This window comes from Collimonas rhizosphaerae (assembly GCF_038896935.1).
Classification (GTDB): domain Bacteria; phylum Pseudomonadota; class Gammaproteobacteria; order Burkholderiales; family Burkholderiaceae_D; genus Collimonas; species Collimonas rhizosphaerae.
The window spans coordinates 204,745-219,344 of record NZ_JBANDC010000007.1 but is presented as its reverse complement, the minus strand read 5'-3'; the positions used below and the strand labels follow the sequence as shown (position 1 = coordinate 219,344).

Annotated in this window: 10 protein-coding genes; 7 read left to right on the top strand and 3 right to left on the bottom strand. The window is 61.4% G+C overall.

Annotation, left to right across the window (positions count from 1 at the left end; all coding sequences use genetic code 11):
- Positions 1-167: 167 nt before the first annotated feature.
- Positions 168-842 carry a GTP cyclohydrolase II gene (gene ribA / locus V8G57_RS12340; RefSeq protein ID WP_342829639.1) on the top strand — a complete coding sequence of 225 codons (675 nt, stop codon included), beginning with the start codon at positions 168-170 and terminating at the stop codon, positions 840-842.
- 69 nt (positions 843-911) lie between these two features.
- Here the strand turns inward: ribA and fusA are convergent, their stop codons facing one another.
- The gene (gene fusA, locus V8G57_RS12335; protein ID WP_092398724.1) at positions 912-3,032 is read right to left on the bottom strand and encodes an elongation factor G; all 2,121 of its coding nucleotides are present in this window, start codon (positions 3,030-3,032) and stop codon (positions 912-914) included.
- Between the two features lie 220 nt (positions 3,033-3,252).
- Between fusA and V8G57_RS12330 the strand changes: the two genes are divergently transcribed.
- A complete protein-coding gene (locus V8G57_RS12330; protein ID WP_342829638.1) occupies positions 3,253-5,064 on the top strand; it encodes an aminopeptidase P family protein in 1,812 nt (603 codons plus the stop codon).
- A gap of 13 nt (positions 5,065-5,077) precedes the next feature.
- Here V8G57_RS12330 and V8G57_RS12325 read toward each other — a convergent pair whose 3' ends face one another.
- A complete protein-coding gene (locus tag V8G57_RS12325; RefSeq protein ID WP_342829637.1) occupies positions 5,078-5,287 on the bottom strand; it encodes a SlyX family protein in 210 nt (69 codons plus the stop codon).
- Between the two features lie 584 nt (positions 5,288-5,871).
- Here V8G57_RS12325 and V8G57_RS12320 point away from each other — a divergent pair.
- The 4 genes from V8G57_RS12320 (at position 5,872) to V8G57_RS12305 (ending at position 11,704) form a co-directional block, all read left to right on the top strand.
- Positions 5,872-7,224: an MFS family transporter gene (locus tag V8G57_RS12320; RefSeq protein ID WP_092398720.1), complete on the top strand. Its 1,353-nt coding sequence runs from the start codon at positions 5,872-5,874 to the stop codon at positions 7,222-7,224.
- 51 nt (positions 7,225-7,275) lie between these two features.
- On the top strand, positions 7,276-9,081 hold the full coding sequence (locus V8G57_RS12315) for a sensor histidine kinase (RefSeq protein ID WP_342829636.1): 1,806 nt from the start codon (positions 7,276-7,278) through the stop codon (positions 9,079-9,081).
- A complete protein-coding gene (locus V8G57_RS12310) occupies positions 9,081-10,448 on the top strand; it encodes a sigma-54-dependent transcriptional regulator (RefSeq protein WP_342829699.1) in 1,368 nt (455 codons plus the stop codon). Before V8G57_RS12315 ends, V8G57_RS12310 begins: the two co-directional genes overlap by 1 nt.
- A 113-nt stretch (positions 10,449-10,561) precedes the next feature.
- On the top strand, positions 10,562-11,704 hold the full coding sequence (locus V8G57_RS12305; RefSeq protein ID WP_342829635.1) for an acyltransferase family protein: 1,143 nt from the start codon (positions 10,562-10,564) through the stop codon (positions 11,702-11,704).
- A gap of 16 nt (positions 11,705-11,720) precedes the next feature.
- Here V8G57_RS12305 and V8G57_RS12300 read toward each other — a convergent pair whose 3' ends face one another.
- Entirely contained in the window at positions 11,721-13,043 is a 1,323-nt protein-coding gene (locus V8G57_RS12300) for a TCR/Tet family MFS transporter (RefSeq protein WP_342829698.1), read from the bottom strand.
- 384 nt (positions 13,044-13,427) lie between these two features.
- Between V8G57_RS12300 and V8G57_RS12295 the strand changes: the two genes are divergently transcribed.
- Entirely contained in the window at positions 13,428-14,552 is a 1,125-nt protein-coding gene (locus V8G57_RS12295; RefSeq protein WP_342829634.1) for a heavy metal-binding domain-containing protein, read from the top strand.
- Positions 14,553-14,600 lie beyond the last annotated feature (48 nt).

Here is a 14,600-nt window from a genome sequence, read left to right as displayed (position 1 = left end):
TCGCCGCTGGCAAGATACAGTTGCAGGAGCGTCATACGTGTTTTTTCGAATGCTCGTAAAATGGATGGCTAGTAATTGATATGTTATGTAACGTTAAAACCGAAACGCATGTTATCGGCATGCCATTTATGCAATGCCATGCCTTTTATTCACCATGAATCCATCTGATGAGCACCACTAATAACAAAAGCAGCCTGGCCGCCGCCGTAACCGACCAAAAACTGGAGTATGTGACCTCTTGCGCGCTGCCCACGCCTTGGGCAACCTTCCAGCTGCATGCCTTTATCGAACACTCCACCGGCAAAGAACACCTGGCCCTGACCCTGGGCGAAGTCAACGACGGCGCGCCGGTCCTGGCGCGCGTCCATTCCGAATGCCTCACCGGCGACGCCTTGTTCAGCCAGCGCTGCGATTGCGGCGCGCAGCTGGAAGGGGCGCTGCAAAAGATTGCCGCCGAAGGGCGCGGCGCCATCTTGTATTTGCGCCAGGAAGGGCGCGGCATCGGCCTGATCAACAAGCTGCGCGCCTACCATATCCAGGACGGCGGCGCGGACACGGTGGAAGCCAACCAGCAGCTGGGGTTTGCCGCCGACCTGCGCGATTACAGCTTATGCGAAACCATGCTGGAGCACCTGGATATCACGGCCTTGCGGCTGATGACCAACAATCCGCGCAAGGTGGCGGCGTTGCAGAAAATCGGCATTACCGTGGTCGAGCGGATTCCGCTGATCCTCAACCGCAATCCGTTCAATACCCGTTACCTTGACACCAAGGCGGCGAAACTGGGCCACCTGCTGCCGATTGACGGCCTGGAGCACGACCTGGACGAAAACGAGCTGTAGTCGCGCTGCAAGCAAACGTTGCCAACGATGGCATGGCCGGAACTGCCGCAGTTCCGGCCACGCCGGGTTTCAGTGCTTGCCTGTTCCCACATGCTTGGCGTTCACCACTGCATCGGTGATGTTGGCCGGCGCTTCCGCGTAGTGCTTGAATTCCATCGTATAAGTGGCGCGTCCCTGGGTCAGTGAGCGCAGGGTGGTGGAGTAGCCGAACATTTCCGCCAGCGGCACTTCCGCCCGCACGATCTTGCCGACCCCGCCAGGGATGTCGTCCATGCTCTGGATCATGCCGCGCCGCGACGACAGGTCGCCGATCACGTCGCCCATTTTTTCCTCGGGCATCTCGACTTCCACTGCCATCATCGGCTCCAGCAAGGCCGGGCTGGCTTTGCGGCAGCCATCCTTGAACGCCATCGAAGCCGCCATGCGATAGGCGTTTTCATTGGAATCGACATCGTGCGAGGAGCCGAAGAACAGCGTGACCTTGACGTCGACCACTGGATAACCGGCCAGCACCCCGGTAGCCAGGGTTTCGCGCACGCCTTTTTCCACCGCCGGAATGTATTCGCGCGGCACCGTGCCGCCCTTGATGGCGTCGACGAATTCAAAACCCTTGCCCGGCGCCTGCGGTTCGATTTTCAGCACCACGTGGCCGTACTGGCCGCGTCCGCCGGACTGCTTGATGAACTTGCCTTCACTCGATTCGCACACCTTGCGGATGGTCTCGCGGAAAGCCACTTGCGGTTTGCCGACCGTCGCCTCGACGCCGAATTCGCGCCGCATGCGCTCCACCAGCACTTCCAGGTGCAGCTCGCCCATGCCGGAAATGATGGTCTGGCCCGATTCCTCGTCGGTCTTGACGCGGAATGACGGATCTTCTTCGGCCAGGCGGCTGAGCGCTACTCCCATCTTTTCCTGGTCGGCCTTGGTCTTGGGCTCCACCGCCTGCGAGATCACGGTGTCCGGGAACACCATTTTTTCCAGGGTGATGATGCTGCCCGGATCGCACAGGGTATCGCCGGTGCTGGCTTCCTTGAGGCCGACCGCGGCGGCGATGTCGCCTGCGTACACTTCGCTGATCTCGGTGCGGTGGTTGGCGTGCATTTGCAGCACGCGGCCGATCCTTTCCTTCTTGCCTTTGTTCGGGTTGAACACCACGTCGCCCGACACCAGCACGCCCGAATAGACCCGGAAATAGCTCAGGTGGCCGACAAACGGATCGGTCATGATCTTGAAGGTGAGGGCCGAGAATTTCTCGTCGTCGGCGGCGCGCCGTTCTACCACCAGGTCGTCCTGGTCGTGGCCTTGCACCGGCGGGATGTCGGTCGGCGCCGGCAGGTAATCGATAACGGCGTCCAGCAACGCTTGCACGCCGCGGTTCTTGAAGGCGCTGCCGCACAGCATCGGCACGATCTCGCCGGCGATGGTGCGCTGGCGCAGGGCGGCCTTGATTTCCTCTTCGCTGATGTCGGCGCCGTCCAGGTATTTTTTCATCATGGCGTCGCTGGCGTCGGCCGCCGCTTCAATCATGCGGCCGCGCCACTCCTGGGCGCTGGCTTGCAGCTCGGCTGGAATCTCGATGTACTCGAACTTGACGCCCTGGGTGGCGTCGTCCCACATGATGGCCTTCATCTTGACCAGGTCGACCACCCCGTGGAAATTGTCTTCCGCGCCGACCGGAATCTGCACCAGCACCGGATTGCCCTTGAGGCGGTCGCGGATCTGCTGGTGGACGCGGAAGAAGTCGGCGCCGACCCGGTCCATCTTGTTGACGAACGCCAGGCGCGGCACGGTGTACTTGTTGGCCTGGCGCCAGACGGTTTCGGACTGCGGCTGGACGCCGCCGACGGCGTCGTAGACCATGCAGGCGCCGTCCAGCACCCGCATCGAGCGCTCCACTTCAATCGTGAAGTCGACATGGCCCGGGGTATCGATGATGTTGATCCGGTGCATGGGGTAATTGCCGGCCATGCCTTGCCAGAAGCAGGTGGTGGCGGCGGAGGTGATCGTGATGCCGCGTTCCTGCTCCTGTTCCATCCAGTCCATGGTGGCGGTGCCGTCGTGCACTTCGCCGATCTTGTGGCTGACGCCGGAATAGAACAGGATGCGCTCGGTAGTGGTGGTCTTGCCGGCGTCGATATGCGCGCTGATGCCTATGTTGCGATAGAGCTCAATGGGGGTTTTACGAGTCATGACGATTTCCTCTGGGAGAAATTATGATGATCAGAATTCTTTTGCAGATACCGTGACGTGTGAGCTTACTCGTTTTTTCGATTGTCAGTTGCGGACGGGTGCAAGAGTTCGCTGCAAGACCTGGTCGGAAGACCCCGTTTTTCCCCTCGCAATGGTATGCTTGGCGGCTTAACGGTAAGTGATTCCATCCACCCAAATAGATCATTCCAGCCAGCCTCCCATGAACTCCCGAACCTTTTCCCAGAATACTTCCGCGCCGCGCATCCAGCAGCTGCGCGCCGCCATGCAGCGCAACAATGTCGACGCCTGCCTGATTCCGTCGGCCGATCCGCATTTGTCCGAGTACCTGCCGGGACGCTGGAAGGGCAGGGAATGGCTGTCAGGCTTCACCGGTTCGGTCGCCAATTTGATCATTACCGCCGATTTCGCCGGCTTGTGGGCCGACAGCCGCTACTGGTCGCAGGCGGAAGCGGAGCTGGCGGGCACCGAGATCGTGCTGATGAAAACGCCGACGGGCAACAGCTTGCTGCATCTCGACTGGCTGGCGGCCAATCTGCCAGCCGGCAAAACGCTGGCAGTCGACGGCGCGGTGCTGGGACTGGCTACCGCGCGTGCGCTGGAACAGGCGCTGGCCAAAGGCGGCAGCAACCTGCGTACCGACCTCGATGTCTTGGGCGAGATCTGGAGCGAGCGGCCCGGCTTGCCGATGGCCGAGGTGTACCAGCACCAGGCGTCGCATGCGCCGTTGTCGCGCGCGGCCAAGCTGGAGCAGCTGCGCCAGGCCATGCAGCAGCACGGTGCGCAATGGCACTTCATCTCGACCCTGGACGACATCGCCTACCTGTTCAATTTGCGCGGCGCCGACGTCAATTACAATCCGGTATTCCTGGCCCACACATTGGTCGGACCCGGACAAGCCACGCTGTTCGTCGCCGACGGCAAAGTCCCGCCGGCCCTGCGCGACCTGCTCAGCCAGGATGGCGTCGCGCTGGCGCCATACGCCGAAGCGGCTGCATCGTTGGCGGCCTTGCCGGCCGCCGCCACGCTGCTGCTTGATCCGCGCCGCGTCACGCTCGGATTGCGGCAAGCGGTGCCGGCCGCGGTCAAGGTGGCAGAGGCAGTCAACCCGACCACCTTTGCCAAGTCGCGCAAAAGCGCCGGCGAGGTAGCGCATGTGCGCGCCGCCATGGAGCAGGACGGCGCAGCGCTGTGCGAGTTCTTTGCCTGGCTGGAGCAGGCATTGGGCAAGGAAACCGTCACCGAACTGATGGTCGATACCCATATCACCGCTGCACGGGCGCGCCGGCCGGGTTTTGTCAGCCCCAGCTTCGCTACCATCGCCGGCTTCAACGCCAACGGCGCCATGCCGCACTACAAGGCCAGCGCCGAATCGCACGCCACCATCGGCGGCGACGGTTTGCTGCTGATCGACTCGGGCGGCCAGTATGTGGGCGGCACCACCGATATCACGCGCATGGTGCCGGTCGGCCAGCCGTCGGCAGCGCAAAAGCGCGATTGCACGCTGGTGCTGAAAGGTGTGATTGCCCTGTCGTCAGCGCAGTTTCCGCGCTCCATCAAATCGCCTTTGCTGGATGCGATTGCGCGTGCGCCGATCTGGGCCGCCGGCATCGACTATGGCCACGGCACCGGCCACGGCGTCGGCTACTTCCTGAATGTGCATGAAGGTCCGCAAGTCATCTCCGGCAATGCTGCACCCGATGCGCACACGGCGATGGAGCCGGGCATGATCACCTCGATCGAGCCGGGCATCTACCGGCCCGGCCAATGGGGCGTGCGGATCGAGAACCTGGTGCTGAACCAGCCGGCGGCAGCCAGCGAATTCGGCGAATACCTGCGCTTCGAGACGCTCACCCTGTGTCCGATCGATACGCGCTGCCTCGACGCCAGCCTGTTGCGCAGCGACGAGATCGACTGGCTCAATGCCTATCACGCCGAGGTGAGGGCACGCCTGTCGCCGCATGTGCGGGGCGACGCCAGGCAGTGGCTGGAGACCCGGACCCAAGCGCTCTAAAGCCATCAAGCAATCAGTAATGCGGCGGGCGTTCGTTGGCGGCCTGGCCCGCATTGCTGTTGTCGGCGGCATCCTTGATCCGCCGCGCCAGTGCTGTACACAACGCTTCCAGCTGGTCTATTTTCAGCTGCTGCCGGTAGACCAGCTTGTTCAGCTCGTCCAGCATGTCATCCTGGCGGGCTAGCTTGATTTCAATATCGACCATGCGGTCTTCGTGGTTCATATTGCAGGCTCCTTTATTTTTGCAGCGCAGATGGTAGCCCAAGAGCGCGGTCCGCATGGGCGGATATCCGCAACAAATGGCGCTGCAATTGCGGATATCCGCACGGCGGGCGCCGGCGCTCTGCCTTTTCTCTGGAATTATCTCCAGTAAATCAGATACTTAGCTTTTTTTGCCCGGGCTGGCACGATGTCTGCAATGGTTTGGATAAAAAACCAATCCATAGGAGACAAAAATGCTTGCCAAGAGAATCTTGCCTTGCTGCAATAGCGTGGCCATCGTCGATTCAAGTTTGCCGTAACCCTAGCAGCCTGTCGGACTTAGGATGATCGGCTGCAAAAATACCTGGACGGACCATATTTCACCGGCTTCTTGGTCAATAGCTAGGCTATTGACACTGCGAATCCGGCAAAATCTGTCCTCGCCCAGCTATTTTTTCGCTTCGATCCCCTAAGTCCGACAGGCTGCTGGCCGTTATTCCCCTTTGCCTGTTGTGCCTTCCAGATGGCATGATGTAGCTTGCGCGCAAGTTGCATATGCAGCGGACTGTCAGGATTGCACAAAAACATTAAAACCAGGAGACAACCATGTCCACACTTCATCCGTCCGACCATGCCGCCGCCGCGGACTCCCGGAAGCGCATTTTCGCCATTGTCGGCGCCTCGTCCGGCAACCTGGTCGAGTGGTTTGATTTTTACATCTATTCGTTTTGCGCAATCTATTTTGCGCCAAAGTTTTTCCCTAGCGGCAACGCGACTTCGCAACTGGCCAACACCGCCGCCATCTTTGCGGTCGGCTTCCTGATGCGCCCCATCGGCGGCTGGCTGTTCGGCCGCATTGCCGACAAACACGGCCGGCGTACCGCCATGATGATCTCGGTGCTGATGATGTGCGGCGGTTCGCTGATGATTGCCTGCCTGCCGACCTTCGAGACCATCGGCATCGCCGCGCCGCTGCTGCTGTTGCTGGCGCGCCTGTTCCAGGGCTTGTCGGTGGGCGGAGAATACGGCACCAGCGCCACCTACATGAGCGAAGTCGCGCTGGAAGGGCGGCGCGGTTTTTTTGCCTCGTTCCAGTACGTGACACTGATCGGCGGCCAACTGCTCGCAGTGCTGGCGCTGGTGATCTTGCAGCAGGTACTGACCACCGAACAGCTGCACGCCTGGGGCTGGCGCATTCCGTTCGTGCTGGGCGCGATAGCAGCGCTGGTTGCTCTTTACCTGCGTAAATCGCTGAGCGAGACTTCGACCGCTGAAACACGTAAAAACAAGGATGCCGGTACTCTGGCGGGCCTGATGAAACACAAGACGGCGTTCCTGACGGTGGTGGGTTTCACTGCCGGCGGCTCGCTGATTTTCTACACCTTTACTACCTACATGCAGAAGTACCTGGTGAATACCGCCGGCATGAGCGCGAAAACGGCCAGCACCGTGATGACCGCGGCGCTGCTGGTCTACATGCTGATGCAGCCGCTGTTTGGCGCGCTCTCCGACAGGATCGGCCGCCGCACTTCGATGCTCTGGTTCGGCGCACTGGCGACCGTGGCGACGGTGCCGATCCTGCATGCGCTCAAAGATGTCAGCAATCCTTACGCGGCATTCGGTTTTGTGATCCTGGCGCTGGCGATCGTCAGTTTCTATACCTCGATCAGCGGACTGATCAAGGCGGAAATGTTCCCGCCGGAAGTGCGCGCGCTGGGTGTCGGTTTGTCTTATGCCGTGGGCAATGCGATTTTCGGCGGTTCGGCGGAGCTGGTTGCGCTGGAGCTGAAAAAGGCCGGCATGGAATCGACTTTCTACTGGTATGTGTCGGGCATGTGCGCGCTGGCTTTCATTGTCGCTTACAAGATGCGCGATCCAAGCAAGGAAGGTTATCTCAAGGACGTTCCGCTTGACACCCAGCAATACGCGCCTGGCGGCGCGCCGGCTGGATCGCGTTAAAGCCATGCCGGCGATGCTGTCGCCTGCTTTTTTTCCATTCAGGCGGCTGCCATGACAAATCTGCTGGTGAAGGCGAGGGCGAACAAGCCGCTGCTCTGGACCGTGCTGGCGCTTGCCGGCGCGCTTGCCGTGGCGCTGACCACCTACGTCATGGCAGCCAGGAAAGCCGGCGGCGACGTCGGCGAAGCCAGCGAGCGGCAACTGCAAATCATCGCGCTCGACCTGGAATCGGTGCTGCAGAAATTCGAGACGCTGCCGTTTGCCCTCGGCTTCCAGTCGGATGTGCTGCAGGCGCTGGCCCATCCCGAAGACCAGCTCAACATCCAGCGCCTGAACCAGACATTGCAGCTGATCCAGCGGCAATCGAAGGTGGTGGCGATCTATGTACTGGACCGCAAAGGCTTGACGCTGGCTTCCAGCAACTGGGACACGCCTACCAGCTTTGTCGGCAGGGACTTCGGTTTCCGTCCGTATTTCCGCGATGCGATGAAAGGCAACGCCGGTAGTTTCTACGGCATCGGCAACGCCACCAATGTGCCTGGCTATTTTATCGCCCAGCCGATCTACGCCAGCGCTGCCGCCCATGGCGAAAATGCCGCGCTGGGGGTGATGGCGGTCAAGATCGACCTGACCGAATTCGAGCACACCTGGCGCAGCAGCGAAGATCCGATCACGCTGGTCGACAGCAGCGGCGTGGTGTTCCTGAGCAATCGCCCGGACTGGAAATATCACAGCCTGTATCCGCTCAACGGAACCGTGCAGCAAGACCTCACCGGCACGCATCAGTACGCCGACCGGCCGATTACGCCGGTCAGTTCTTTGCCGAAGCAGCAGAGCGCGGAGTTCGGCCAGCACGTCACGCGCAGCGTCGGCCGCCTGGGCTGGCAACTGATGCTGTTCCCGTCGCAGGCGCGGATCGCCCGCATCGCCATGCTGTGGACCATGGCGGCGCTGCTGCTGCTGGCGATTGCGGGAATTTCCCTGTGGGCCTTGTACCAGCGCCGGCGCCGCCTGGAAGAGCGGCTGGTGTCGGCCGAATACCTGGACCGGACCATTGCCCAGAGAACGCAGGAATTGATGGTGGCGAACCAGACGCTGGCAGCCAAGTACGCCAAGCTGCAGGAAACCGAACACCTGTTGCGTTCGACCCAGAACAAGCTGATCCAGGCCGGCAAGCTGGCCATGCTAGGGCAGATGGCGGCCGGCATCGCCCACGAGCTGAACCAGCCGCTGGCGGCGATCCGGGCGTTTGCGGATAACGCCATGACCTTCCTGACCCGCGGCCAGGGCGACAAGGCCAGCGAAAACCTGGCCCATATCAGCAATGCCAGCGCCCGCATGGGCAAGATAGTCGGCCAGCTCAACGGCTTTTCCCGGAAAAGCCACGAAGCGGTCGCCGCCATCGATTTGCCGAAGTCGATAGAGGCGGCGGCGCTGCTGCTGCATAACGAGTTCCAGACCCACGGCGCCAAGCTGGAGATCGATATCCGGCGCACGGCCCAGGTGGTCGGCGACTCGGTGCGCACCGAACAGGTGCTGATCAACCTGTTGCGCAACGCCTTGGACGCGGTGGATAATGCCGAGCAAAAAACCGTCTCACTGGTGCTGGATTGCGAGGCGGGCGAAGCGGTGATCCGCATCCGCGATTCCGGACCGGGCATTCCGGCGCAGGTCGCCTTGCATCTGTTCGAGCCGTTTTTCACGACCAAGCCGTCCGGCAAGGGATTGGGCCTGGGCCTGGCCATTTCATCGTCCATCGTGCAGGCGATGAACGGCCGGCTGACGGCAAACAACCACAGCGGCGGCGGCGCCGAATTCGTGCTGCGGATTCCGTTGCTGGAAACGGTCGAGACTTGATGGAGGTGAGGGTGGCAACGCTGGAAGCAGTATTGATCGAAGATGAACAGGCAGTGCGGGAAGCGATCAGCCAGACGCTGGAGCTGGGCGGTTTTGCCGTGCATGCCTGCGGCAGCGTGGAACAGGCGCAGCCTTGGCTGAATCCGGGATTTGCCGGCGTGATTGTCACCGACGTGCGTTTGCCGGGCCGCTCCGGCCTGGAGCTGTTGACCCAGGTGGTGACGCTGGATCCTGACCTGCCGGTGATCGTGGTGACCGGCCATGGCGATGTCAGCATGGCGGTAGACGCCATGCGCGCCGGCGCCTACGACTTCATCGAAAAGCCGTTTGCCGCCGAACGCCTGATGGAGACCGCCAACCGGGCGCAGGAAAAGCGCAGCCTGATCCTTGAGAACCGGCGCCTGAAAGCGGCCTGGGCTGCGCATCCCGACATGCCGAGCCTGATCGGGCAATCGGCCGCGATCGAAAAAGTCCGCACCATGATCCGCAGCGTCGGGCCGACCATGGTCGATATCCTGGTCAACGGCCAGACCGGCAGCGGCAAGGAAGTGGTGGCGCGCCAGCTGCATGTGGCCAGCGGCCGCCAAGGACCGTTTGTCGCCATCAATTGCGGCGCGCTGCCGGAAGCGGTATTTGAAAGCGAAATTTTCGGGCACGAGGCGGGAGCGTTCACCAGCGCTCAGAAACGGCGCATCGGCAAGCTCGAATACGCCAAGGGCGGCACCGTGTTCCTCGACGAAATCGAAAGCATGCCGCTGGCCTTGCAGGTGAAATTGCTGCGCGTGCTGCAGGAACGGAAACTGGAGCGGCTTGGCGGCAACGAGCCGATCGCCATCGATTGCCGCATCATCGCCGCCAGCAAGGCCAACCTGCTGCAGATGAGCGCGCAAGGCAGTTTTCGCGAAGACCTGTATTACCGCATCGGCGTGGTCAGCATCGACCTGCCGCGCCTCAATGAGCGGCGCGAGGACATTCCGCTGCTGCTGGCGCACTTCATCCAGGGCGCGGCGATCCGTTACCAGCGTCCGTTGCCGCAATGGACGCTGGTGCAGATGGCGCAATGGCAAACCCGCGACTGGCCCGGCAACGTGCGCGAGCTGCGCAATTTTGCCGACCGGCTGGTGCTAGGCGTGGCGGAGGGCGTGGCCGATCTGACGGTCCAGGACGGCGGCGACGTGCCCAGCGGCATATCGTTGCCGCAGCAGGTGGATGCTTATGAGCGCATGTTGATCACCGAGACGCTGAACGCCAGCGGCGGCAACGTCGCCATCGCCGCCGACCGCCTGGGCCTGCCCAAGAAAACCTTGTATGACAAGATCAAGAAATACCAGCTGGCGGTGGGAAAGGTGCAAGACCGCAGTGAATAATGTTTTTTAAATAACCAATTTGTTGCTATTGGGAAATGTTACAAGATATTATTATGCTGGACAAGCGCGTTTGAATCTCTATCATTGGCATCTTTTTTAACATGGATGTAACAATGAGCGTTTCACCGCTGCCACCAAGCTCATCGAAAGCACCAGAACGTAATTCTAATTTCCAATTCGGCTTTATCGACCTGCTCAAGGTTATTGCGGCACAACTGATTGTCTTGCACCACCTGGCGTTCTACGGGCCGATGGCAGACCACGTTCGTCCTGTCGCGCCTGGCCTGATCGATTGGCTGGACACATACGCCCGCATCGCGGTCCAGGTATTCCTGGTGGTCGGCGGTTTCCTCGCGGCCAAATCGCTGTCGCCGCATGGCAGCTCCACCGTCGCCGACCCGCTGCGGGTCTTGTGGCGGCGCTACATGAAGCTGGTGCCGCCGTTCCTGGCCGCGACCGTGCTGGCGATAGGCGCTTCCGCCTGGGCCGCGCTGTGGATGACGCATTACTCCATCTCCGCCATGCCGACGGCCATGCAACTGGCCGCCCACGCATTATTGCTGCATTCCATATTGGGTTATGAGTCGATCTCGGCCGGCGCCTGGTACGTCGCCATCGATTTCCAGCTGTACGCCATGCTCACCATGCTGCTGTGGCTGACCGGCGGCCTCGCCAGGCGGCGCGCGATGCCATGGCTGGCGCCGCTGCTGGTGGTGGCCGGCGTCAGCGCCTCCCTGTTCTATTTCAACCGCGATGCAGGCTGGGACGCCTGGGCGCCGTATTTCTTCGGCAGCTACGGCCTGGGTGTGATCGCCTGGTGGGCGCGCGACCTGGGCCGGCGGCCGGCGGCGGTGGCGCTGCTGCTGGCGGCGATACTGGTGCCGACCTTGTACGCACTGACGATCGATTTCCGCAGCCGCATCGCGCTCGCCTTGCTGGTAGCCTGCGCACTGGTGCTGGCGAGCCGGCGCGGCGTGCTGCTGTCGCGCCAGCGCTTTGCCTGGATACGTTCGTTCGGCCGGATTTCGTACTCGATCTTCCTGGTGCATTTCCCGGTCTGCCTGGTCGTCAACGCGGCGTTCGCCAAGTTCGTGCCGGCGCGGCCGCTGCTGCAGGCGGGCGGCATGGTGCTGGCCTGGGCTGCCAGCCTTGCCGCCGGCGCACTTTTTTATCGCTGGGTGGAAATCCCGCTCAGCCGCCTGTCAAGCCGCGCGCCAGAACAGGGTTCGCCGCTGCGGGTTCCGGTCGCCGCCTGAACGGCGGCGTTGGCGGTTACTGCATGTCTTCCGTTTCCAGTACGGCGCCGGCAGGCTGAATCTCGGCGCGCTGGCGGCGCTGGCGCCGGAAATGCAGGAAAGCCAGCACCAGCGCCGCCAGCTGCAGCACCGCGCAAAAATAGAACGGCGCGCCAATCCGCCAGTCGCCCTTGGGCAAATGCGAGACCACCCCCAGCAACGGCGCGCCGATGACCGGCGCGATCACTGCCATCAGGCTGTTGAGCGAACTGACCGCGCCCAGGGTCTGGCCCTGGCTGTGCGAATCGACCGCACCGGAAATGATGCTTTGGATCGACGCATTCACCGTGGCGCCGAATATATTGGCGAAAATCACCGCATACATCATCCATGACTGGCTGGCGGCTCCCCACAAGAGGTAGGCGGCAGTGGAGGAGACCAGCCCGATCACCGCCAGCCGCTGCGGGCTGAAGCGTTTCAGCAATGGCCCCAGCAAGGCGCCTTGCACGATCACCGACATGATGCCGACGGCTGCCAGCGACTGGCCGTTTTCCAAGGGTCCCCAGCCGAACTTGAACGTGGTGTACAGCACCCAGATAGTGAACAACATGAACTGCGCCAGGCCGTTGCAGGCGATCACCGCCACCAGCGGCCCGACCGCTTTCAGGCGCGACAAGGCTTGCAGCGAAGCCAGTGGATTGGCCGCCCGCCAGCCGAATGCGCGGCGCCGCTCAGGCGGCAGCGATTCGGGCAGCACGAAATAACCGTACATCAGGTTCAGCAAGGCCAGGCTGCCGGCCACAATGAACGGCAAGCGCAGATTGACGGCGCCCAGCAAACCGCCCATCACCGGGCCGACGATGAAACCGACGCCAAACATCGCGCCGATCATGCCAAAGCGCTTGGCGCGCTGCTCCGGCGGCGTGATGTCGGCCACGTAGGCATTGCAGACCGCGGCATTGGACTGCATGGCGCCGCCCGCCAGGCGCACCACGATCAGCATCCACAGCGCGGTTGAAAACGCCGTCGCGAAAAAATTCAGCGCCAGCCCGCAAAATCCCAGCAGCAGCACCGGCCGCCGGCCGTAGCGGTCAGACAGGGCGCCAAGAATCGGCGAACCGAAAAAATTGGCGATGCCGAAAGCAAAGGCCACCGCGCCATACCAGAATGCCTGGTCGGCCTGCGAACCGGTGAATTTGCCGACCAGCACCGGCAGCACCGGGATGATCAGGCCGATCGAAATCATGTCGATCAATACGGTCAGCATGATGAAGGGCATCGCCGCGGTACGGCCTGGGTTCTGCGCGGGAAGTTTGAGGTTTGTCACGCGTTGCTGCTCCGGTAGGTACGTCTTGGCGATAATCGCAAAAAGCGATTGGGACGACTAGCATTCTAACGGAACGTCAGGCGTGGCCTGGCAGAGCCGGAAGAATTGTTGCCCGACTTGGGAATCCTCAAGCTGGATACACATTCTGCGTTGAAATTGAACAATCTGGACGTGTATCGGATTGAATCTGTCTGATAGAACAGCATCTCTTTGCATCTGCTTCCAAAAACTGAAATATCCAGCCTGAATATCAGTAATTCACTCCACTACGACTGAAGGAACATTCGAGCCGCAGTTGCTCGAAATCAGTAGCAGCCTTCCATTTTAAGGTCCAGAATCAATTCGTCCCCTGGCCCGTCTGCCTGGATGTTCAGGCTGGTCCGTTGGACATTTATTGTCGATAAAAAAGGAAGGCGTATGGCTAAAGTAACGGGTTTATCCGGAAATGAAATTTTTTGCCTGGCTTTAAAGAATTACTCGGCGGGTGAAATCGTCGTCGGCAACAGCGTCAATTCGATGGGTTTCCTTGGCGGGATCGGCGCCGGCCTGAAAAACATGCTCGGCGGCGAGATCACGCAAGTGACGGCGGCGATCCATGAAGGCCGCGCGAATGCATTTGAACGCATGCGCAAGGAAGCTGCGCAGCACGGCGCTTCGGGTGTGGCGGGAGTATCGAGCGAGCTGCGGTCGTTCAGCGGCAGCACGGAGTTCCTGTTTGTCGGTTCATGCGTCCATGCGCGCGATGCGTCCAGCCGTTTCTTCACCACGGCCGGCGATGCGCAGGAACTGTATTGCCATATGGACGCCGGTTATGAGCCGATCCAGCATGCGTTCGGCAATATCGCTTATTCGATGGGCGTCGGCGGCGGCATCATGGGGTCGCTGAAGACCCTGGTGCGCGGTGAAATCACCGAGTACAGCAATATCTTCAACACGACCCGCCACAAAGCGCTGGAGCGGCTGGTGAGCCAGGCCAAGGCTGACGGCGCCAACGCCGTGGTGGGCATCCGCACCACCATCCTGCCGTGGATGGGGACGCATGAGATGCTGATGGCCGGCACGGCGTCGCGGCACAGCGCGCTTCCGGCCAGCGCGGACGGCACGCCGGTCACCAGCGATCTTACCGGTGAAGAGTTGTGGGCAATGACCAGCCTCGGCTACGCGCCGGTCAAGCTGCTGATGTCGACGTCGATCTACTCGCTGGGCGTGGTGGGCGGCTTCATGGCTGCGTTCAAGTCTTTCACCAAAGGCGAGATCAGCGACCTGACCACGCTGATCCATGACGCGCGCGAGATTGCCATCGCGCGCCTGAAAGACGAAGCCGATGAGCTTGGAGCGGAGGAAGTGGTCGGGGTGAAGACCTATATCGCGGAAATCGGCAGCGGGCTGGTCGAATTCATGGCGATCGGCACCGCCGTCAAGAAAATGCCGGGTTTTGCGGTCAAGAGCGCCGGGCTGCCGGCGCAGGCGATCAGCCGCGACAAAGACACCTGGATGGATGGCGATTTCGGCTTTTCGCTGGACCGCAACGGGAGTTCCTGAGTTATCCAATTCCAGAAAGCGGTAAAAAATGATCTTGCCGTGGATCCC